Consider the following 22,196-nt stretch of genomic DNA (forward strand, 5'->3'; position numbering starts at 1 on the left):
GATCTCCGAGACTGACGTTGAGGCCCGCTCGTGCTCTGGCCGATCCCCCCCTATGCGCCGTGTTTAAAGACATTCACCTTCCGTCGCGCACTCCCAATTTGCCGGCGCCGAATCTGGCCAGGTCGTTCGAGGAAGCTCTGGACACGCTTTCTGGTTGATCGGCTCAATCATCCACGGTGCGACAAGCGCAAAGGAGCCAAGTCGTTTCGGCTCGGTGCTACATACGGCGTCTGTCAACTCGCTTTCGGAGACCGACCGCTCACAACATCGCTGCAAACATCTCGGTTTGCGTTCAATCATTATTCCCACGCGACACGCGATTGTTTTTGGTGCAAGCGAGCGTCATTGGAGACGACACCCTCGCTGCCGCGGGCAATCGGGCTCGCAAAGGGGCATGCGCGTCGTCGATCTCAGTCGCGGAGCGGGCGACCTTGCAGTTTTCGCGGCGGAAATCGTCGGACCCACCACGGCCGTCATTGGGATAGACCGCAACGCCACCGCGATCGCCATGGCGCGCGAGGGCGCGCACGCCGCTGGTCACGCCAATGCCTCGGCTCTTTCGGAGAACCCGCTAAGCGGCGGCCCCAATTCGGTATTTATGGGCCGCGGAAACCTTCCGCGCTCTAGGCGAGCAGCCCCCCTTGTGCTTTTCGATAAGCAGCCTCTGTAAGCGTAGATAGGGAGCCCGCAGGCTGCGCATCCAGAACCGCCCTTTTACTCAGGCGCCATGCGGTCGAAATGCCTGGATGATACTATCCGCGGCGAGCAGAAACCCGTCGTACACGACGCGGTTATCGGGCGCGATCACCACGAACCAGGGAGTTCCGCCGGAGCGATACGATTCTATGATCGTGGGCACAGCGTCTACGGTGGCCGAGTCAGCTACAGTATGCCCAAAGGGAACACGCAGTCCGTATCGTCGCTGATTTTCCCGTAGCCGATCGAAGGTGTTGACTTCCGAGCCCTCGAACACAGTTTGGATGACTGCCAAACCAACTCTCTTATCGCGAAGTCCCTCCGCAAGCGTCACGAACGTGGGAAAGCCATGCCTATGACAGCCCGCACACCAATCCTGAAAAAAGTAAAGTATCGTGAAACCGCGTCCTAACTCGGCGAGGGTCAACGGACTACGTTCGGCGCCATCTTCATCGATCCACCGGACATGCTTGAGCGGAGGGGCTGGCAGCCCCACAATTCCCATCTCCATGAACTTTTCTAGTAGCGGGCTCGCGGCGCGAAGTGATTTCACTTGGCAGCAAAATCCTCTAGGCAGCATTGTCGCTCCTGTGCGGCAAGACCCAATCCGGACGTGCAAAATGGCAGGTATATCCGTGCGGAATGCGTTCGAGATAGTCCTGATGTTCCGGTTCGGCCTCCCAGAAATCACCGACCGGCTCAACTTTAGTGACAACCTTGCCAGGCCATAATCCCGACGCATCAACATCTGCGATCGTCTCGAGGGCAACGGTCTTCTGCTGATCGCTGACGAAACAGATTGCCGGGCGATAGCTCATACCACGGTCGTTCCCCTGGCGGTTGAGCGTTGTCGGATCGTGGATCTGAAAAAAGAACTTGAGCAACCCGCGATAGGTGCTCTGGGAGGGATCGAAGATGATCTCGATCGCCTCGGCATGGGTGCCATGATTACGATATGTCGCATTCGGAACGTCGCCGCCTGTGTACCCCACCCGGGTCGAGATCACTCCGGGCAAGTCGCGGAGGAGGTCCTGCATGCCCCAAAAGCAGCCACCGGCGAGAACAGCACGTTCTGTGGTCATTAGATATCCTTTGCTCGTTGAGAAATTCTACACCCTTTTACACCACTCCGTTGCGGCGTGCATTAAAGCGTGATGCAGTGGTTCAGATGGCCGCGCTCGCCTATCCGGAAACATAGCCCAGATGGCTATCGCCCCGCGTCAACGCGCTTCCGTCCGGATCCATACGTGGCAGTGTCGCGCAGCTCATTCCCGTTCGCGAGTTCGTTGAGCTTGGTAAGGCTCGGCCATCCGTAGCCTGACTCGCCCGACGATGCGAACAACCGCTCGCCTGAGACGACATCGACATAAATGTCCGCTTTTCTGGTGGAGAAACCCACCGGCTCCTGCCGCTCGGTCGCACACTGCCCCGCTCGCGATAATCCTCAACAGAGAACTTGGCGATCGCAGCTGCTCTTGGATTGTAGGCTGCCATGGCTTCCTCCGTCGAATTCACAGAAAATGAATGCTCTACCCTAAGATGTCCAATGTGCGGAGATTATGGTTTCGATTACCAAGGCATGTGCGCTGCCCATTCGGGGCACTGGCGCGATCGCCGCAGCATCACCTTTCGGCGCTCCTTCGTTGGAGGACGGCCTGGTATTTCCGCACGCCGGAATCCTAGCTTGCCCGCGGTTTCCCGCAACGCACCATTGGCGTGAGCGCCTCACAGAATTCACGAACGCATAAAGCTCGATCTGCACGCGAAGCGGCCGCCGTTCCCGGTCGTCCTCAAATCAATTGAAACGAGGTTGTGAGTTGCCGCAACAGCAGGCACAAAGCCGGTTTCAGCTCGTATTTCGTCGCTTCATAAGCACATTTGCCCGCGCGGACCAGCCACTCGCGCTATTCGTCGACAACCTGCAGTGGCTCGACGCGGCGACGCTTGATCTGCTGGAAGACCCTCTGCGGTCGGAAATTCAGCATCTCATGCTGATAGGTGCCTATCGCGACAACGACGTCGCTACGGGCCATCCGCCAATGAAAACGCTCGGCGCCATCAGGGCCGCCAACGGAAAGGTAGTCGAGATCAAGCTTTCGCAGCTCGCGCAAGAGCACCTTGGGCAATTGGTCGCTGATGCCGTTCGCTGTCAGCCGGGGCGCGCTGTGCCGCTTGCTCAGCTTTGCATGCGAATACGGACGGAAATCCCTTTTTCGCCATTCAGTTCCTATCATCACTCGTCGAAGAAGGACTACTTGCATTCGATCACGGTGGCGCGCGCTGGTCCTGGGATATCGACCGCATCCACGCCAAGGGTTACACCGACAAGGTCGTTGATCTCTTGGTGGGGACGCTTACTCGGCTTCCGACCGCGACACAAAATGCGTTGCGGCAGTTGGCTTGTCTTGGAACTATTGCCGACAGCAGAGCGCTTTCGATAGTCCTCGAGATGTCGGAGGAAAAGCTCGATACGGTTCTGTGGCCGGCTCGCCATCAGAAGTTGGTTGAGCGTGTGGAAGGTGCTTACCGGTTCGTCCACGATCGGGTTCAAGAGGCCGCCTATGCGCTGATCCCGGAGCATCTTCGCGGTGAGGCGCACCTTCGAATAGGAAGGCTGCTCGCGGCGCGGACTTCTCCCGAGAAGCGCGACGAAGCGGCCTTTGAAATCGTTAATCAGTTGAATCGCGCTCTTCCTTTGATTGAATCGACCGATGAGCGCGAGAAGGCTGCGGAATTCAACCTCACGGCAGGTCCGCGAGCCAACGCATCTACTGCCTACGTTTCGGCGCTCAGTTACTTTGTTGCAGGTCGAAGCCTGTTGGCAGAGGATTGCTGGAAGCGCCGCTGGGGGCTTATCTTTGCTCTCGATTTTCATCGCGCCAAATGCGCGCTATTGACCGGCGCGCTCTCGGACGCAGAAAGCCACTGGGCAGCATTATCTGCTCGCGTCACGCATACGGCTGACCGCGCCGTGGTGGCGCGTCTTGGAATCGACCTTTACGTCAAGCTGAATCAACCCAGCCGCTCGGTCGGTGTCGGCATCGAGTACCTAAGTCACCTCGAAATCCACTGGTCACCGCATCCGACGGATGAGGAGGCGCGTCTAACGTATCAGCGTGTTTGGTCGGAGCTCGATCGGCACGCGACCGAGGAGCTGAAAGCGCTGCCCGTCATGACCGACCCGGCATCTCGTCGTGCTGGATGTCCTGAACCGGCTCTCTTCGCCAGCACAATACACCGACCTCAACCTGTACACGCTCGTGGTCCGCCAAATGCTCCGCCTTACCTTGGATCGCGGCAACAGCGACGCGTCTGCGGTTGCCTATGCTCGGTTTGGAATGATCGCCGGGCTAAGGATCGGTGACTCTGAGGGCGCATATCGCGTCGGACAACTCGCTTATGAACTCGTCGAGGAGCGTGCACTTGGGCGCTTTCAGGCGGGCGTGTAGCTGAATTTCGGAAATATGGTCTTGCTCTCACTATCACCGCTAGCTCGCGACCTGGGCCGCGGACTGTCCGGAACACTTCGCAGACCGCGCGGCGTTGGTTGCTGCTGAGATTGCGCGGATTTATGGCCGCGCTTTCGCTGCAATGAACCTCTACAAACAAGCCACACTGTCCGCACAGGCAAGCGGCTTTATTCACAACGAGGCGCTCGTCAAAGAGTTGGCGTCACGCTTTTACACGGCGTGCGGCTTCGATCAAATCGCGCACCTCTATCTGCGCAACGCCCGCGACTGTTACCTGCGCTGGGGCGCGAACGGCAAAGTGCACCAGCTCTATGCGATGCATCCGCGCGTCAGAATGGAAGGTCCCATACCTGCCCCCACGAGCACAATCGCGGCCTCTGTCGAGCAACTCGATCTTGCGACGGTGATCAAGGTCTCGCGAGCGATATCGAGCGAGATCATTCTGGATAAGCTGCTCGAATTGCTTACGCGTACCGTCCTCGAGCAGGCTGGCGACGAACGAGGCCTACTGATTCTTTCACGCGGGAACGTGTAGCGAATTGTCGCGGAAGCGACGATCGACGGCGATTTAGTAATCGTGCAACTGGGCGACCATGATGTATCCGCGACGGAGTTGCCGGAGTCGATGCTCCAATATGTTCTGCGCACGCAAGAAATCGTTATTCTCGACGACGCGTCATCGCACAGTTCATTCTCTTCTGACCCGTACATCGTTGAGAACTATCTTCGTCCCCTTCTCTGTTTTCCATTGATCAACCAGCTAAACCTTACAGGCATCCTCTACCCGGAGAACAATCTGACCCCAGAGTCTTCACGTCGGACCGCGTCGCTTTGCTTAAACAAGCAAATTACGAACGATATCGGCATCGCGGAGTCCACGGTGAAAGTGCGTCGCACCAACTTGACACGCAAGATGAAGGCCCGATCGGTTCCGGAGCTCACCCGGATGGCGGATCTCCTCAATATAGGACTACAGCAGCAAAGCTCCTGAGACTGAGAGGCGTGTCCTCGGAGTTTCGTGCAACGCCCCTTCTACTCGCAAGTCGCAACTGCCACATTCGCCGCGCGCTGATCCAAACCTTTTGAGGGCCCATCCGGCCAATACCTTCGGTGCTCGAAGCGAGCTCTAAGCTCTAAGCGATAGCTTAGCACAAGCAGCAACAAGCGAACTTCGCTCCTACTTCTGCGTAATCGACCGCAGCGCCCAAATCGGCCAACATGAGACCGTTGACGGTCATGTAGATGGGCATCCGCCCTCTTGGTAGGCAACCAAGAGCCCACGAGTCTGGTCAGGGCGCCCCAAGGCCCGTCGGTAGACAGAGTCGCACCTTGACGGAGGGCATCGCAACCCATGGAGCTTTATCAAATTCGCTACTTCCTCGCCGTCGCGTCCACGCTCAACTTCACCCGCGCTGCCGAGCAATGTAATGTTACTCAACCTGCCCTGACCAAGGCGGTGCAGAAGCTTGAGCAGGAGCTCGGCGGCGAGTTGATCTACCGTGAACGCAGGCTGACGCAGCTCACCGATCTCGGAAAAGAAGTCCTTCCGATGCTGGAGCGCACACTGGCTTCGGCTGAGGCGGTGCGTCGCCGAGCCAAAGAGTTCGAACGCAAGGAGGTCGCGCCGCTGAGGATCGGCCTCGCCCCCTCTATCTCGGCGTCGCTCGTCCTTGACCCGATCGCAGAGATCGCAAAGCTCGTCCCGGGACTTCATGTCGACCTACGCGAGGACGCGACGGAGAGGCTCGTCGCGCTCTTGCTCGACGGCGAGATCAACGCCGCAATCGTCGGGGACGTACGGGACGTTCCCGCCCGCATCGACAACTGGTCCCTTTTCAAGGAGCGCTACGTCGTGGTTCTTGCGCCGACACACCAGCTCGCAGATCGATCCTCGATTTGCATCCACGACCTCCATGAGACGTTTTTGCTTGAACGTACCGGATGCGACATCATACCGAAGATCCAAGGGGCGCATTTTCCAGAGGAAGGGCTCCGCCTCGGCCATTGCAGCGGTCACGACTTGCATTTGCAGCACATGGCCGCCGCTGGCTTCGGAGTAATACTCGCGCCCGAGCATATGCCGCACCTTCCGACGCTTAAAACCATTCCGCTCGACGGCGACTTGGTTTCGCGTGAGGTACGGCTATTGGCGGTGCAGGGCCGCCACTACTCGCCAGCGCTGGACGCGTTCGTCAAGTTCGCTCGCCTTCGCGACTGGTCAGTCGTTCTTCGCACGGTAGGTCGGACCCAGGGAGACAACGCAGTCAATGCAGCTATTCGCGTCGCTCAATGCGTCATTCGGCCGAAGAAGAAGCGTTGCGCGATGACACGGCGAACGACGATAGGTGTGGCGGCATGGTAGGGGTCGCCGTGAGTGCAGCTTGGCTTTCGAGCAGCGTGAAAGCCAATTTCGCGAGAAGGTCGCGCACTTCGTGCAAATTTGTTTGCCGACGTAGTTCGTATTTGACCTGCCGCCGTTTGGCGGATGCCGGATCGAGGTGTCTCAAGGTGCACCTTATACAATTAAGCGCAATAACAAACTGGTTTCGAGGTGAGACGCGGCTGGTAAGTGCAAGACGACATCGTTCGGGAACGGCGTGGGCGACCATAACTATTGTTTTTCGGCTTGACGGGAAGCGATGATCTCCGATCTGCGCAATGGACGATCACCCTCCGCACCATGCGTTCGGCCAATCTCCAGACCACGTCGATTGAACACGCCAATGGTACGAAGGAAGGGGCAAATGTCCTAGATGCCTACGACATTGCCATTGCAGGCGGGGCCGCGGCCGGCTGCGTCGTCCCTAGAGCGCATCAATGGGTCCGTTGCGCTAATCGAAGTGCGCGATCTGGATAGCGATCCGTTCATCCAGGTCCCAGAGGGCTTCGGCAAACTTTCGGCACACGATCAGCATGTTTGGAAGCACGCAACTCGATCGTAGAAATGCACACACGCACTGGCAACGCCATCATCTGCGTCGCCACTGTGCATGCGTCGGCGCCCCTCTTCCATCACTTCGACTTTTGCGAGGAGGTCGTGCAGCCGATGGCCTCGGGGCGACGAACCGTCCGTCCGGCACTACTGCGGGGAGGTGCTTTCATGCTGAAACTGGGGTTGAGATAGTCGTGTACAATGGAGCGTATGCGAACGGCGGAACCCCTCCACCGCCGACCCGGCGGCATGAGATTAGCGGCCCCCGCAGGTCGATTATAGAAAACTGGCATAAAATCGATAACCAGTCCGACCGAGATTGTCGTGAGCCTCTGTGGTACTCGTCTCGACGCGGTCGCCATCACCATGAAAGCGGGTACAGCAGAGCAACGCCCACACATTCACAAGGGCTCATGATCACCCCTCACCTTAGTCATATATAAGATGCTTGGCCACGTTTAGGCACTTAACGCGATGCAAGATGCGGCCACCATTCTCTTGGCGTGCGCGCGCGGATAGGCGGAAAGACGATGATCGGACATCTGACAAAAGCTGAACGTCAGTATGCGCTCTTGATCCTGCTTGCGCTCGCTCTGTGCGGATTGATGCTGGGGATCGCAGGCCGAGACGATCCGCTCGGTCTTCACGGAGCGCTCATCGGGGTGTTAGCGCTTGCAGGAATCGTCAAAGTCATATCGATCTACTACGATCCCGAACCTGGCGAGGAACGCCTCACCCGCTACTACGACGATCCGACAAAGTTCGGCATTATCGTCGCTATGATCTGGGTCGTATTCGGCCTCTTGATCGGTGACTGGGTGGCCTGGCTTCTGGTGAAACCTGACTTTACTTTCGATGCCGGCTGGGCAAGCTTCGGAAGGCTCCGCCCTGTCCACACCACCAGCGTGATCTTCGGCTTCGGCGGCAACGCGCTAATCTCCACATCCTACTACGTGCTGCAGCGGACCTCTCGCGCTCGCCTTGCCGATCAACTCACCCCGTGGTTCGTGTTGCTCGGCTACAACCTGTTCTGCATCATCGCTATCACCGGCTACACTATAGGTATTACGCAATCTAAAGAATACGCAGAGCCGGAGTGGTACGCGGACATCTGGCTGCTTTTAGTCTGGGTCACCTACTTCGTCCTCTACCTTCGCACGCTCGCCCGCCGCAAGGAGCCGCACATTTATGTAGCCAACTGGTATTACATGGCCTTCATCCTAGTGATTGCGATCCTGCACATCGTCAACAATCTCGCCATTCCGGTCTCCTTCGGAAGCGCGAAGAGCTATTCGCTCTTTTCCGGCGTGCAAGACGCGATGACCGAATGGTGGTACGGCCACAACGCGGTTGCCTTCTTTTTGACGGCCGGCTTCCTCGGCATGATGTATTACTTCCTGCCAGTGCGCGCTGAACGGCCGATCTATTCTTATCGACTTTCCATTATCAGCTTCTGGGGCATCACCTTCTTCTACATGTGGGCGGGCTCGCATCATCTGCACTATACGGCGTTGCCGCAATGGGTTCAGACGCTCGGGATGACGTTCTCACTCATGCTGCTGATCCCGTCGTGGGCGTCCGCTGCCAACGCGCTGCTGACACTGAACGGCGCATGGGACAAAGTGCGCGATGATGCAACGCTCCGCTTCATGATGGTGGCTGCGGTGTTCTACGGCATCACCACTTTCGAGGGCTCGTTCCTCGCTATTCGACCGGTCAACTCGCTCTCGCACTACACCGACTGGACAATTGGCCACGTGCATGCCGGAGCGCTCGGATGGGTTGCGATGATCTCCTTCGGGTCGATCTACGCTATCGTGCCGCAGCTCTGGAAACGTGAGCGCATGTATTCTCCGGGCCTTGTCGAGGTGCATTTTTGGCTCGCGCTGGCCGGCGCCGTCGTTTACGTTTTCGCCATGTGGAATTCCGGCATCATCCAGGGGCTGATGTGGCGGACCTACAACGAGAACGGCACGCTCGCGTATACGTTCGTCGACTCGCTGATTGCAATGCACCCCTACTACATCGCGCGCGCCATCGGAGGCCTACTGTTCCTGGTCGGCGCTATCGTTGGTGCCTACAACGTCTGTATGACGATCAGAACTGGTGTCCTCAAGGTGCACGAGTCTGCAGCTGACATGCCGTCGCCAGTGCTCGGCGCTACGACCGTCGTCCAATCGGGAGAGTAACCCGTATGTTCGGATTGCACTATCAGCTGGAACGCAAAGCCATCGGACTCACTTTCGGCGTTATATTTGTAGCGAGCATAGGCGGCCTAGTGGAAATCGCGCCTCTCTTCACTATCCACCAGACCGTGGAAGATGCGCCCGACATGCGCGTCTACACCCCGCTCGAACTGGCCGGTCGCAACATCTACATCCGCGAAGGCTGTTACGCCTGCCACTCGCAGATGATCCGCACACTGCGTGACGAGGTCGAGCGCTACGGACCCTATTCGCTCGCCGTTGAATCGAAATACGACCACCCCATGCTGTGGGGCTCAAAGCGTACGGGACCGGACCTCGCGCGCATCGGCGGAAAGTATTCCGACGAATGGCACGTCACGCATCTCAACAACCCGCGCGATGTGCTTTCAGTCTCGGTGATGCCCGCCTACTCGTGGCTGCTAAAAGCGGCGCTCCGCACCGATGATCTCGACGCACACCTGAAGGCCCAGCGAGCCGTCGGTGTGCCCTACACCGACGACATGATCGCGAATGCGAGCAAGGACGCTTACGGCCAGGCAGCACCCGACTCGCCATACGCGGACGGCGTCACCCGACGCTACGGGAAGGCCACCAACATCCGCGCGTTCGACAGCAAGCCCGACGAACTCACCGAGATGGACGCACTGGTCGCCTATCTTCAAGTGCTCGGACACCTGACTGACGCTGCTTACAACTCCGTCGCAGATGTTGTGAGGTGATCATGCACTTTGAACATGATAAACTAGTGTGGTTCTCGAAGTCGTTCGGATTGTTCTATCTGATTGCACTCTCGATTATCATCCTCGTCTACGCCTATTGGCCGTCGAACAAGAAGGCGTTCGACCGCGCCGCAAAGTCGGTCCTGCATAATGAGGACGGGCCATGGCGGTAGAAGAACGGGACAATTACACGGGATACCTCACCACGGGGCACGAATGGAACGGCATCAAGGAGCTGAACACGCCCGTCCCGCGCGCGGTTTACGCCTTCCTATTGATCGCTTTTCTTTTTTCGGTGGGCTACTGGGTCTTGATGCCCGCATGGCCGCTCGGCGTGAGCTACACCAAAGGCCTGCTGGGTCTCGACCAACGTGATGTTGTCCGGGATTTACTGCAGCGGGCCGCTCTCGGTCGCAGCGCATGGGTGAAGCAGATCGAGACCAAAAGCTATCAGGAGCTTCAGTCGGACCCGGTTCTCATGACCGCCGTGCGCCAGACGGGCCGCACCCTCTTTGGGGACAATTGCTCAGTGTGCCACGGGCTGAACGCAACGGGCGGCCCCGGCTTTCCGAACCTGACCACCACCTCATGGCTGTGGGGTGGCGATCCGGAAGCCCTCGCGGAGACCATCCGCGTCGGCATCAACTCGCCCCATCCTGACAGCCGCACCTCGCAGATGCCAGCCTTCGGTCATGACCAGATCCTCCAGCGACCAGATGTCGACAAGGTAGTGGTCTTTGTGCGCTCGCTCTCCAACCCATCCACGGCGAAGAGGGGGAAGTCCGGCGATGTCGATGCCGGGCGGGAGATCTTCGCTGCGAATTGCGCCGCATGTCATGGCGAGGACGCCAAGGGCAACAGCAACGTGGGCGCACCAAATTTGACCGATAAATTTTGGATCTATGGTGGCGACACGCAGACGATCACGACAACCCTTTGGAAAGGGCGACAGGGCCACATGCCATCGTGGGAAGCCCGGCTGACGCCGGTCGATCGAAAAATCCTGGCACTATATCTCCTCGATCAGAGGATGCCAAGCCAATGAGCGGCGTAGCCAAATTGCATGACGGGACGAAGAGGAAGTCGATCGTCCGGTTGTCGGTCGGCCTCGGGCTAACGATGCTCGCCGCCGCCAACGCGCAATTGCTATACGTCGCTATGACGTCCCAGCCCGATTGCGTCGGTCACTTCCGGCTCGGCGAAGGCCGTCGTACGACAAGCTTCAGCGCGGCAATCTCGTCGTGTTTATCGAAGCCGTCCACAAGAACCAAAGCGCAGATGGAGTAAGTGATATGACGGCGATCCCGGCAGTCGTGCCTCCGCTTACCACGAAAAATCATTGGCATCGCGCGCTGGCTCCCGCCGATGCCTTCACGTGGCTTGCAAACGGCTGGCGTGACTTGGGTACACAGCCGATGGCGAGCCTCTGCTATGGTGTGCTGATCTCCCTCGCGTCCATCGCGATTGTCGGTGGTCTGTTTCAGCTTGGTTTGGACTACATCCTGTTTCCGGCATGTTCGGGCCTTATAGTGGTCGGCCCGGTCCTCGCACTTGGTCTATACGAAAAAAGTCGCTGCCTCGCCGCCGGCCAGCCCGTCAATCTCGCGAAAATGATCTTCATCAGGCCGCGATGCGGCGGACAAATCTTCTTCGTGGGCGTGCTGTTGTGCCTTTTGATGATCACTTGGTTACGCGCAGCGGTGATCGTCTACGCAGTGTTTTTCGGCCTGACGCCGTTTCCCGGCCTCCAGCATATCGCATCCATGCTATTCACCACGCCGGTCGGCTGGACGATGCTCGTTGTCGGCAGCACGATCGGTGGACTGTTCGCAGCTTTCTCGTTTGCCATCAGCACGTTTTCGATTCCCATGATGTTCGACAGGCGCCTTGACGCCCTCACCGCCATGGGGACCAGCATGGCGCTGGTTTGGAATAACCGGCCTGTGGTGCTGACCTGGGGCACCATTGTACTTGCACTGTTCTTGCTCTCTGTCGCAACCGGAATGCTGGGCCTGATCATCGTGTTTCCCCTGCTCGGGCACGGCACCTGGCACGCCTATCGGGCGGTGGCGGTGGAAGCAGCAATATAACACGCGGTGCTGGCGAATGCCGGCTGCCTGCAGAAATGGGGTTCCAATGAGTTGTTGTGCGCCCGGCGCTGAAGTCGCCCTCGCGACGGCCGATCCACACACCGAGAAAGAAGAGGTGCGGCTCGCGAGCCGCGCTGTCGGCAACGGCGTCCACCAGACTGATCTCTCCGTCCCCAGCATCCACTGCGGCGGCTGCATCCATAAGGTTGAGGCTGCGCTCGGCGCCCTGCCCGGCGTGGAGAGCGCGCGTGTCAGCCTCTCCAGCAAGCGGGTCGCGATCCGCTGGCAGACGGACAAACCGCCCGCACCATTCGTCGAGACACTCGCCAAGATTGGCTACGACGCGCACCTTCACGACGCAGGTACGGACAAGATCGACGATTCGCTGAATGAACTGATCCGCTCGCTCGCCGTTGCAGGCTTCGCCGCAAGCAATATCATGCTACTGTCGGTGTCGGTGTGGTCCGGCGCGGAAGCTTCGACCCGCAACATGTTTCACTGGATCTCCGCGCTGATCGCCCTCCCAGCCCTGATCTATTCGGGACGCGTGTTTTATTCCTCGGCTTGGCGCGCTTTGCGGCACGGTCAAACTAACATGGACGTTCCGATTTCCATCGGCGTACTGCTTGCGTTTGGCATGAGCGTTTACGAGACCCTCCATCACGAAGCGAACGCGTACTTCGACGCTGCCATCTCGCTGCTGTTCTTCCTGCTAATCGGCCGCACGCTGGATCACATGATGCGTGAGCGCGCACGAACCGCCGTTCGAGGGTTGGTCCGTCTATGCTCGCGCGGCGCGCTCGTAGTACAAGACGACGGTAAACGTGCCTATCTGCCGGTGAACGAGATCCGGCCGAACATGCACATCCTGCTGACGGCGGGCGAGCGCGTGCCGGTCGATAGCCGGGTCGAAACGGGACACTCGGAGATCGATTGCGCGCTAGTGTCCGGCGAGAGCCTGCCGCAACCGGTCTCGCCGGGCACGATGCTGTCCGCGGGAACGCTGAACCTGACCGCTCCCCTCACTGTCGTCGCGACGGCAGCGGCGAAAGATTCATTCCTCGCCGAAATGGTGCGAATGATGGAAGCGGCCGAAGGCGGTCGATCAGTCTACCGGCGCGTCGCGGACCGCGCCTCACGGCTCTACGCGCCGGTCGTGCATCTCACGGCACTCCTGACCTTCATTAGTTGGATGATTGTAGACGGCGACTTGCACCGCGCGGCGACGATCGCAATCGCGGTGCTGATCATCACGTGCCCCTGCGCGCTCGGCCTTGCCGTACCCATGGTACAGGTCGTAGCCGCACGGCGTCTGTTCGAGAGCGGAGTGATGGTCAAAGACGGCGGCGCGCTGGAACGCATCGCGGAAGTCGACGTAGTGATTTTCGACAAGACCGGAACGCTAACGATGGATCGATTGCGGCTCATCGACTGCAAGGCGGTCGATCCAGCAGCACCTGCTATCGCCGCCTCCATCGCAGCCCATTCACGCCATCCCTACTCGCGAGCGCTGGCCGCCGCGGGAAGCGATAATGCCATCACGCCGGTGGCGCTGAACGACGTTTCCGAGCAGCAGGGCACTGGAATGCAGGCGACCATCGGCACGACAATCTATAGGCTCGGCCGGGCCGACTGGGCTCTGACGGTGGCAGATGAAGAATCAAGCGCTGCCAGCGTTGTACTCTCCGCGAACGGGCGATTGTGCGCGACCTTTAAATTCCAAAGCGATCTTCGCCCGGATGTCCGCGAGTCCGTGCTTTCCATTCACAATCAAGAATGCCGCGTCGAGATCATGTCCGGTGATCGCGACGAGCCGGTGCGACATTTAGCGTCGGCTCTCGGACTTCCCTATCGCGCCGGCGTCTCCCCGGCTGGGAAAACGGAACACATCGCTGAGCTGACCGAAGCGGGACGGCGCGTGCTGATGGTCGGTGACGGCCTCAACGATACGCCAGCACTCGTTGCCGCTCATGCTTCTATGGCACCCGCCACCGCCGCCGATGTCGGACGCAATGCCGCCGATCTCGTCTTTCTGCACGACAGCCTGATCGCGGTGCCGCAAGCCATTGCAGTCGCGCGCGACGCACGACGGCTCGTACGCCAAAATCTAATCCTCACCATCAGCTACAATGCGGTTGCAGTACCGGTCGCGATCCTTGGGCATGTGACACCATTGGTGGCTGCGGTGGCAATGTCAGCCTCCTCGCTGCTGGTGATCGCCAATGCCATGCGGCTGCACAACCGGCTTGCTCGCGATGAACCGCGTGCGGACGCACCGGCCCTCGGTATCTCGACATAGGCGCTCGCGGTGCAGAAAGCCCAATGACGGATTACTTTTTCCTTATTCCCGTTGCGCTCGCGCTCGGCGCCATTGCACTCGGCGCGTTCATGTGGTCGCTCCGAAATGGCCAATATGATGATCTTGCGGGCGCAGCCGAACGAATCCTGTTCCAAAACCGCGATGGACCACACGATACGGCGTGACGGCACGCGACGACAAGTCGGATCACCGTGGCTAATCGTCTGGGCACGAGGTGAGATCGACTGTGGCGTATCGAACCGTTCGGGCTGTTTGCCGAGTTTCGCGGTTGCCTCCTAGGGCACATTGTCACGCGCAAACAGAGACTGTCCATGTCGGTTTGATCGATGGCTCGCGAGCGACCGCCGAAACCGCGTCCCTCGTGGCCGTTTTCTACTCCTGGCTTCGGTAGGTGGCCGAGAGGGCACGGCTCGTGTTTCTAATATCTGAGTTGGCTCGGACTAGCGGGCTCAGTGCACGCCCGCCTAGGATGCCCCTGGGCGGACAGGCCAAAGCGCTAGTGACCGGACGATGCATGCTCCGACACGAATTTCGCGGGTCATGTCGCAGCGTGTCGGTTGTGAATGGCGTCGGTCAGAAAGCCGTTCTTACGAACAGCATTTGTCAAATGCTTCCGCATTTCGCGTCTTGGGGAAGGGTTCTGCGAGATAATCTCGAAATTTCACGTGACTGGGAGGCGTGACAATTCCGTTGGCCGCAAACGACCGTAAAGCTGAAACTTGAATCTCCAGGCTCCTCTTGTGTCACGAAGACAGATACATGGTCCATCGTACACAGAACGGCCGTACATTCCCGATGCCGAAAGTGAAACAGCTCGATGCGGCGATCAGCGCCTCCCCGGGCGTTCCTCGCGCTTCCTCATAGCGGCAGCGCTAACCGGATAGTCAGGCCGGACTCTTCATTCCTTTCCGCCCAGATGCGTCCACGATGCGCCTCAATGATGCATCGGCTTATGAACGAACTAAAACTCATTCCGGAACTTTTCGGAGTGAAGAATGGATCGATGGAGCGATCCAAGTCGTTTTTGCTTGCTTCTAAGCCACTTCCGCGATCGCGAAAGGTTACTAACATTTCGAGGTCGTCAGCACGGCACGATATTTCCAGCCTTCGCCCGCCGCCGTGCACGTCCTTAATCGCATCAATGCCGTTTCGCACGAGATTGAAAACAACCTGCTGTAGCTGCAAGCGACATCCCCTCAACTCCGGCAACCCTTCATCGATATCGGCACGCACGGAAATGCATGAGGTCTCCAACTCGTCACGAAACATACCTAAGACCTCTAAAATGATGCCGTCCATCCTGGTGAAGCTGAGGTGTGCCCGCACCTGCTCACCCAACAGTTCCAATCCGCGCGCGATCCCCAAGTCTCGCTTTAGCGCGGGATCATCGGTCGATCGAAGGTTGTCCAGAACCGCAGCGACCTGAATTCCGGCGGCGCTGAAGCTTTCGACTGAGACTGCTCCGAAGCTCCCGCCTCGATGGCCTTCCAGGTAGATCAGCTCGACTGTGGTTGCTCCAAACGTCAGGGGTATCCATACGACGGAAAGCTCGATGTTGGCGCCAGCGAACATGGAAAGAACTTCGCTCATTGAAATGGGATCTTGCATCCCGCCAGCATGCTCAACATCCCGAATGCCTAACGTAAAGTACGAGGAGGAAAGCCGGTCGGCTCCCACCGCGTTCGCAGCCCAATCCGACGTGGCGAACGGTACGAACTGACTGTCCTCGTTAGATACCACAGCCCCAGCTGACGCTCGTACCCACTGAAGAGCAGTCTCAACTAGCGCTTTTGCACGATCTTCATGGCTTCTCATCTCGAGAAGAGTTAAGGGCTCGGTTTTCACTGTCTCGGCACTTTCGCCCAGTACACTTATCGGCATCGCAAATTCGGCCTCCCAGGTTTGAGGAACGCGTAATTGCTGAACTCGATTCATAAGAAGGTGCCCAGGTGCTTGAGCGAGCCCGTCGGGCTTTCGTCGAGAGCGAGGCGCTTCGCATCCGGACTGAGATGTCACCATCCCAGAGTGCGAGCGTATGCTGAAATGAAGATTTGGAATGCTAGTGATAAGGAATAGTTATGCAGATCTAGGAGGCCCGCTAGACCATGCATGGATGCGCGGGGACTAGCTTCGACCGGAGGGTGATAGTGAACCGCACGCGCTTGCGAGCGGCTCCAGCCCCTTAGAGGACAGCATGACAAGTGAGACGAGAACAACTGATCATGCGAGGCGCAGGCCCGTGCAACCGAATGGTGCTGAAGCACGCCAGGGATCACACGTGGCGCCGGGCGGCGGCGACCCCGATTGCGGCCGAGATCGGCTGCAGGGGGCAGAAGCCGCGTGACTCGGCCAAGGAGGCCGAAATCTTGCGGGCAACCGGCTGGCTTCCGGTTGACATGGCTGAGAGGCTAGAGGCTCTCGAGCGGAAATTGCGAGCTTCGGCAGGCATGGGATCCCATGCAAAATTCAACGCCCATACCTTCGTTGGCAGACCTCGCCCCCCGGTCCAATGATTGCCTTCATCGACGATCCTCGTGGTACGCAATGGGAGCGTCGTCGAGGAATCGGGCGGGCTCGTCGCAGCGTCTGAGTACGTAATTTACGGGCTTCAGGACCTCGCAGGACCGCGAGACGTTTCACGCTGGAGGAGAAGCTAGGCGTACTTGTACTCGCAAGGGGCCTGCTCTCCTCCTTGCCGGCACGCGGCTCTGCCGCCATTGATGGCGGTCGATCTCGAACAACGCATCCAAGCGCGTGATCGCTCCAGCGCGATGGGGAAGACCTGGTCCGCCCTTGTGACCTTTCCGGGTCGCTCTTTTGGAAGTCGGCCAGCTCGAAGAGATCCCGCGCGTGGGTGAAGCAGAGCGGCGGCTTGATCCGGCAGCACCTTCTTACCCCGGCGAGGTTGACCTGGGTGGTCGACATGAGATTGTGTACTTCTGCCAGCAGCTGGATCGTCCGCCGGGGCTCTTTGTGGTGCCGAGTCTTGGCGAAACGGCACCACAAGGATTATCATCGATCCACGAATACATTCGCCGAGCTTTCGCCAGGCTTCATGCTTCTAGTTGCTGGACTTCAGATTGTTCTTTCTTGATCCAGTTTCAACCGCGTCCAGTAACATTCCAGCGACCTTGACCATCCCTTCACTTCTTCAGCGCGGGATAGCCTTGCACATAGATCCAGTCAGTCGCCTGGGCAGGGATGTGGCAGCCTAGACAATCGGAGCGAAAACTGGTTGAGGTCGTTTTCACCGGGTTATTCGCGTCGAACCACGACCAACCCCAACCGTCGCCCCATAACTTATTGTCGGGGTAGCTGTTCTTGCTGTCCTTCACCATCATGAACCAGCCTTTGAGAGTGCCTTGATGGCTGACTGTCCCGGTCGTCATATCCGAAGTAGTTGCGTCGTAGACTTCTTTCACGAGAATTGACCCATCGGGAAACTTACCGCTGGCGCGATAGGCAGCGGCAGTTCCGGGCCTCGCGTAAACGACGTGCATCTCTTTAGCGCCCTTTTCACCTGCAACAGACCAGCTCCCAAGGAATTCGTAAGTGGTTCTATAATCCTTCGGGATATGCATGTTGCCTGCTGCATCAACAAGTCGTTCCTGCGCAACGGCGGGCTGGCTATCTGCGGGCAGCGAGACAAGACACTCAACCGCCACGACGATGAACGACGCAGACGCCAAAGCCGAACTTCTGAGGAATTTCATCGCGGCTTTCCCTATTTTTTCATCGTTTGACCTGGCGGTACCGGCACCTGGTCGAGCAATCCATAGAACTGCGTCCACACGTCATCTCGTTTCGCACTCGCAATGTGGCAGTACGCACATTCCTCGATCGGTCGGACTTTGGCAGTAGCCGCCTTGGGCTCATGGTGGTTGAAGTTATAGTAGCCCCAGCCATGGGTGGCCTTATATCTGTTGGTGTCCTTAACGGTCACATCTGCCCCGTTGAAGGCACCTGGGAAGAATCCGTGCCCCGATGGCTCGGCTCTCGAACCATCCTTTTCAGTCGCTGGCAGCATTAGCTGCAGCTCCTTCACAAAAATCGTTCCTTCAGGAAAGACGCCGGTTTTCTTGTAAATATCGTAAGAACCCGGCTCGATATAGACGTTATGAAATTCCGGGAAGTTGGCTTGAGGAAGGTTCAGGAAATTGGGCGTCAGTGGCGAACCAACATAAACCCATTCGTGAAAGTTTTTTGGCAGAATAAGGTCGCCATCCTTCGTGTATTCAGGAAGGTAGCGACCAGTGGCATGCCAATCATCGGGTGGTGGAAGCTGCGGTTGCTGCGCGAAGACTGCAGTTGCCAAAGCCCCAGCGCCGAGGACGGCGGAAAGTGCTAGTACGATGCGTCTCATGATCTCTCTCCTCTGACCAGCTGTACGTCGCCTAATGAGGTAATGACGGCATTTGTGCGCAGGCGATCTCATCAACTACGCACATGTCAGGTTAACGTCGGCGCTTAGATTCGAAAGCTACAAAGGGGCATCAAGTTAATGCCAGCCGGGAATGACACTTCGGCGAACTATAGGTGCTTGGAGGCGTGGAGCTTTAGCCCGTAACGCCGAAAGGACTTGGCATGCGCATGCGTAAATGCCACTCCCGGCTCACTGAGAAGCCGGAGTCCTTGCGACCCGCAGGTATTGCATCGAGGTCTCTGGTTTTCTAGCTTGACAATGGGGTTTGTCCCGTGCGTCGCCCCACGAGCTGCTTCCGTTGCACCGTAAGATGCATCGATTCTAACTAGGAGCCGATGGGAAGGCCCCTAGTCAATGGGATAGGAAGCGGAAAGACTGGCCTTTAGTCCAGGTTCGTCATGTTATCGCCAGGCGCACGGCCCAACGTGATCCATTTGTTCGGCTAATGGGCTCTGTTTCGAGAAGACCTGTCGTCATGACCTGCCCGAAAGCTTCCGATAATTATCTCCTCGAGCGTCTGCGTTCTTAAGTGCAACTTCACATTCTCAGCTTCAACCACGAGCACCATCTCGGCCGGCGCAGCCGCATTGATCGGGAGAGCGAACGACGCTTCGCCATGATCGGACGATACATCCACGCGCCCCCAGGGTCGGCGAACTCACTTTCGCTTAGCCGATAAACACGCGACTGCTTCAGAGGGTTGGGTGACACACGCGTCCACTTGAGCCCGTCGAGCATCGCAAGCTGCCTTGCACTGAGATACCCAACGCTCTCCGGATCGGCGGCCCAGGTGAAATGTCCTGGGTGCAACCACTTCGGTAAGACCTCGCCGCATACGGGTCCGCCGCCGTACTTTGCTCACCAGCGCCGACCCTCGTGCGCATCGACTTGCGAAGTCGACCGCAACGCCTCTAGCCGCGGCCGCGCGGCGTTTGCCTCGATCTCGACCAGTTCACAGATCTTGGTCGGCGGCCTTGCAATCTCCAAGGGCTTCAACTGTACCGGAAAAATGCAGCCGTACTAGCCAGCGCTGCCGCTATCACCCTCCGCACAGATTTGCATCGGCACGTAGCTCTCGCCTCTTGCCGACTACCACCCCCGCTACCTGGCGTCGCCACACCATGAGCATTCCGCGGGAAAGGCCATTGCGCTGCGCCCCACCTGGGAGATGCTCGAACTCTCCTCCTAGCTCTCCGCCGCGATCCGGACCTTCTTCTCGGCGCCCCCGGTGCTCCGCGGTGATCAGCTCGGCGCCACGATAAGGGATTTGGCATGGCTTTACCTCCACCCACCAGCTCGTGCCACGCTGTATCCCAAGCGAACCCCGCGATCACGAGGTAGAGGCCTCATGCCGTTTACCGTCAAGTTCGCCCACACGTTGCATGCTGCTTCTGTTCCGCATATTCAGGGGCGCCGTAGGCCGACTCAACTCTCCCGATTAGCATCTTGAGCAAGAGCCTGGTCATCGCGATTACGGCCATTTCACCTCCGGCGGCATCGACGACAGGATGGAATCGATATTGCCGCCAGTTTGCAAGCCAAACAGAGTGCCACGGTCATACAGCAAGTTGAACTTCACATAGCGTCCGCGCCGGATCAGTTGCTCCTCGCGCTCGGCCTCGGTCCAGGGCGTAGCAAAGTTACGGCGGATCAATCTGGATAGATCTTCAGGAAGGCGTGACCAACGGCTTGGGTGAATGCGAAATCGGCGTCCCAATCGCCGGAATCGTGATGGTCGTAGAAGATGCCGCCGATGCCGCGCCCTTCTTTTCGGTGCGGCAGGAAAAATACTCGTCGCACCATTCTTGTAATTTTCGTAAGACGCGACTGTCGCATGCCGGTCACAGGCGGCCTTCATCGCGGCATGGAAGGCGATACTATCTGGATCTTCTTGGCTGCGCCGGCGATCCAGCACCGGCGTCAGGTCGGCGCCCCCACCGAACCATGACGGCCTGGTCACGATGAAGCGGGTGTTCATGTGCACTGCCGGCACGTGCGGGCTGCGCATGTGTGCGGTCAGCGAAATACCCGAGGTCCAGAAGCGCGGATCTTTCGCCGCACCTTGAATCTGACCGCAGAACTCGGAAGAGAGCTCGCCATGCACGGTCGAGCAATGTACGCCGACCTTCTCGAACAATCTTCCGTACATCATCGACATTACGTCGCCGCCGCCGAGCTTGCCGGTATGATCGGTGCGATGCCACGGCGTTCGCACGAAGCGGCCCGCCTTGCCGGGATAGAGCGCGGCGGGCGCCTCGTCTTCGAGCGCTTCGAAGGCGCCGCAGATGGCGTTGCGCAGGGCCTCAAACCAGGTCCGCGCTCGAACCTGGCGATCTTCATTGACGGAATTGTCCATAATGCCACCGAGCCTCGTGAATCGAAAGTTGGCCACCCAAGTTTTTGGAGCTTTGAGCGGAAGCGCTCGACGGAAATCCGGTCGGCGGATTTCGTCCATCGAACGGCTTCATGCGGGTCGATAAAGGCACGGATCCCGTCGTCGAGCGGCCCGATGGAACTGTGGACACCTCGACGGATCTGCTTTCCGATGAAGTTCAGCGAGCCAGCAATCGACCTGATTGATCCACGACGCGGAAGCCGCGCTAAGTGGACAGGGTGGGCTTTTCTCATCGCTGCTGAGTGCGGGGGCCCGATTCCGCGGGAACATGTACAAGCCGCCGCAATCGCGCACCTTGTCGACCAAAGACGGATCGCTCGACAGCTTGAATTTCTGGCTCCGCTGCGGCCGCAGGCCGAACGCCATCCACATTCGGAAAATCGTGGTATGGAAAACTCCTGTTGCCGCCGCCGCTGCCCTCAGATCCGATCGACCGTTCGAGGATGATTTTGAGTTGGCTTCTAGCCCAAACCGGTTCGGTCTTAATCTTGGTCATAGGCTGATCGCCCGTTGCAGCACGGTCGGCGAGCGTTCGGCAGACTAGCCGCGTCCACACCGACCACATCCACGATCGTCAGAATGCGACCATCATGAACGCCTCTTCAACGCGCTCCTTGCCGAACTAGCTGGGCGCGACCTGTAGATTTGTCAAGAAATGTTCTCTTAGAGATGCGACGACGGGACTATGAGCCTCACCTCAATCGTTCCGGCTGCCGTTGGGGACCGGAGTCATCCATGGTGGGGCGAGCCAGTACCTCACCCAGGTGCGAACTCCCAATCATTCCGATAACGACCGGCTATGGACTCCATGACGAGAGGTGATTTTCTTTTTCTTTATTACAAGCCCAGTGTTCTAGCAGCCGTTCAGACGCCATCGTGCACGGGTTGAAGTCGATGCCCCTGAGAGTGCGCCGGCTCGATCTCTACCCAGCCGTGCTGCATCT

General features: G+C 58.5%; 19 protein-coding genes and 3 pseudogenes. 13 read left to right on the forward strand and 9 right to left on the reverse strand.

Annotated features, from left to right (window positions below; translation table 11 throughout):
* Positions 1-214 precede the first annotated feature (214 nt).
* Positions 215-670: a methyltransferase domain-containing protein gene (locus EDE08_RS39745; protein ID WP_502700661.1), complete on the forward strand. Its 456-nt coding sequence runs from the start codon at positions 215-217 to the stop codon at positions 668-670.
* Between the two features lie 48 nt (positions 671-718).
* Here the strand turns inward: EDE08_RS39745 and EDE08_RS32830 are convergent, their stop codons facing one another.
* The 3 genes and pseudogenes from EDE08_RS32830 to EDE08_RS39750 form a co-directional block, all read right to left on the reverse strand.
* Positions 719-1,249 carry a peroxiredoxin family protein gene (locus tag EDE08_RS32830; RefSeq protein ID WP_245524957.1) on the reverse strand — a complete coding sequence of 177 codons (531 nt, stop codon included), beginning with the start codon at positions 1,247-1,249 and terminating at the stop codon, positions 719-721.
* Positions 1,250-1,265: 16 nt separating this feature from the next.
* Positions 1,266-1,778 (reverse strand): peptide-methionine (S)-S-oxide reductase MsrA, encoded by a 513-nt coding sequence (gene msrA, locus EDE08_RS32835; RefSeq protein WP_131873429.1) that lies wholly within the window; start codon positions 1,776-1,778, stop codon positions 1,266-1,268.
* 109 nt (positions 1,779-1,887) lie between these two features.
* Positions 1,888-2,080 (reverse strand): annotated as a pseudogene (locus tag EDE08_RS39750) (peptide-methionine (R)-S-oxide reductase); the annotation flags it as partial.
* A gap of 433 nt (positions 2,081-2,513) precedes the next feature.
* On the opposite strand from EDE08_RS39750, the pseudogene EDE08_RS39755 reads away from it, so the two are divergent.
* Positions 2,514-2,630, forward strand: a pseudogene (locus tag EDE08_RS39755) (hypothetical protein); the annotation flags it as partial.
* Here the strand turns inward: EDE08_RS39755 and EDE08_RS39270 are convergent.
* Positions 2,601-2,822 (reverse strand): hypothetical protein, encoded by a 222-nt coding sequence (locus EDE08_RS39270; protein ID WP_245524958.1) that lies wholly within the window; start codon positions 2,820-2,822, stop codon positions 2,601-2,603. The pseudogene EDE08_RS39755 and the gene EDE08_RS39270 sit on opposite strands and share 30 nt — an antisense overlap.
* A gap of 56 nt (positions 2,823-2,878) precedes the next feature.
* Here EDE08_RS39270 and EDE08_RS38700 point away from each other — a divergent pair, with 56 nt between their 5' ends.
* The 11 genes from EDE08_RS38700 to ccoS all read left to right on the forward strand — a co-directional run bounded on the left by EDE08_RS38700 (position 2,879) and on the right by ccoS (position 14,598).
* On the forward strand, positions 2,879-4,060 hold the full coding sequence (locus EDE08_RS38700) for an ATP-binding protein (RefSeq protein ID WP_245524959.1): 1,182 nt from the start codon (positions 2,879-2,881) through the stop codon (positions 4,058-4,060).
* A gap of 227 nt (positions 4,061-4,287) precedes the next feature.
* Complete coding sequence (locus EDE08_RS32850; protein WP_131873427.1) at positions 4,288-4,701, forward strand: hypothetical protein; 414 nt, start codon at positions 4,288-4,290, stop codon at positions 4,699-4,701.
* Between the two features lie 42 nt (positions 4,702-4,743).
* The gene (locus EDE08_RS32855) at positions 4,744-5,157 is read left to right on the forward strand and encodes a LuxR C-terminal-related transcriptional regulator (protein ID WP_131873425.1); all 414 of its coding nucleotides are present in this window, start codon (positions 4,744-4,746) and stop codon (positions 5,155-5,157) included.
* A 360-nt stretch (positions 5,158-5,517) separates the two neighbouring features.
* The gene (locus EDE08_RS32860; protein ID WP_131873423.1) at positions 5,518-6,528 is read left to right on the forward strand and encodes a LysR family transcriptional regulator; all 1,011 of its coding nucleotides are present in this window, start codon (positions 5,518-5,520) and stop codon (positions 6,526-6,528) included.
* 1,100 nt (positions 6,529-7,628) lie between these two features.
* Positions 7,629-9,287 (forward strand): cytochrome-c oxidase, cbb3-type subunit I, encoded by a 1,659-nt coding sequence (gene ccoN, locus EDE08_RS32865; protein ID WP_131873421.1) that lies wholly within the window; start codon positions 7,629-7,631, stop codon positions 9,285-9,287.
* Between the two features lie 5 nt (positions 9,288-9,292).
* Positions 9,293-10,024 (forward strand): cytochrome-c oxidase, cbb3-type subunit II, encoded by a 732-nt coding sequence (ccoO, locus tag EDE08_RS32870; RefSeq protein WP_131873419.1) that lies wholly within the window; start codon positions 9,293-9,295, stop codon positions 10,022-10,024.
* A 2-nt stretch (positions 10,025-10,026) separates the two neighbouring features.
* Complete coding sequence (locus tag EDE08_RS32875) at positions 10,027-10,197, forward strand: cbb3-type cytochrome oxidase subunit 3 (protein ID WP_131873417.1); 171 nt, start codon at positions 10,027-10,029, stop codon at positions 10,195-10,197.
* The gene (ccoP, locus tag EDE08_RS32880; protein ID WP_131873415.1) at positions 10,188-11,069 is read left to right on the forward strand and encodes a cytochrome-c oxidase, cbb3-type subunit III; all 882 of its coding nucleotides are present in this window, start codon (positions 10,188-10,190) and stop codon (positions 11,067-11,069) included. Before EDE08_RS32875 ends, ccoP begins: the two co-directional genes overlap by 10 nt.
* Before the next feature lie 247 nt (positions 11,070-11,316).
* Positions 11,317-12,114 carry a DUF2189 domain-containing protein gene (locus tag EDE08_RS32890; RefSeq protein ID WP_131873411.1) on the forward strand — a complete coding sequence of 266 codons (798 nt, stop codon included), beginning with the start codon at positions 11,317-11,319 and terminating at the stop codon, positions 12,112-12,114.
* A 46-nt stretch (positions 12,115-12,160) separates the two neighbouring features.
* Positions 12,161-14,413, forward strand: a complete 2,253-nt coding sequence (locus EDE08_RS32895; RefSeq protein ID WP_131873409.1) for a cation-translocating P-type ATPase — start codon at positions 12,161-12,163, stop codon at positions 14,411-14,413.
* 23 nt (positions 14,414-14,436) lie between these two features.
* Positions 14,437-14,598, forward strand: a complete 162-nt coding sequence (gene ccoS / locus EDE08_RS32900) for a cbb3-type cytochrome oxidase assembly protein CcoS (RefSeq protein WP_131873405.1) — start codon at positions 14,437-14,439, stop codon at positions 14,596-14,598.
* A 694-nt stretch (positions 14,599-15,292) separates the two neighbouring features.
* On the opposite strand, the gene EDE08_RS32905 is transcribed toward ccoS, so the two are convergent.
* The 5 genes and pseudogenes from EDE08_RS32905 to EDE08_RS39275 all read right to left on the reverse strand — a co-directional run.
* Positions 15,293-16,369, reverse strand: a complete 1,077-nt coding sequence (locus EDE08_RS32905) for a sensor histidine kinase (protein WP_245524960.1) — start codon at positions 16,367-16,369, stop codon at positions 15,293-15,295.
* A 1,208-nt stretch (positions 16,370-17,577) separates the two neighbouring features.
* Entirely contained in the window at positions 17,578-18,147 is a 570-nt protein-coding gene (locus EDE08_RS32910) for a cytochrome P460 family protein (RefSeq protein ID WP_131873403.1), read from the reverse strand.
* Positions 18,148-18,158: 11 nt separating this feature from the next.
* Positions 18,159-18,797, reverse strand: a complete 639-nt coding sequence (locus EDE08_RS32915; protein WP_207913158.1) for a cytochrome P460 family protein — start codon at positions 18,795-18,797, stop codon at positions 18,159-18,161.
* 1,531 nt (positions 18,798-20,328) lie between these two features.
* The gene (locus EDE08_RS32920) at positions 20,329-21,312 is read right to left on the reverse strand and encodes a coproporphyrinogen III oxidase (protein WP_502700659.1); all 984 of its coding nucleotides are present in this window, start codon (positions 21,310-21,312) and stop codon (positions 20,329-20,331) included.
* A pseudogene (locus EDE08_RS39275) lies at positions 21,255-21,675 on the reverse strand (IS630 family transposase); the annotation flags it as partial. The pseudogene EDE08_RS39275 and the gene EDE08_RS32920, both read right to left, overlap by 58 nt.
* Positions 21,676-22,196 lie beyond the last annotated feature (521 nt).

It is taken from the genome of Bradyrhizobium sp. R2.2-H (assembly GCF_004346455.1).
In the GTDB taxonomy this organism is placed as follows: Bacteria; Pseudomonadota; Alphaproteobacteria; order Rhizobiales; family Xanthobacteraceae; genus Bradyrhizobium; species Bradyrhizobium diversitatis.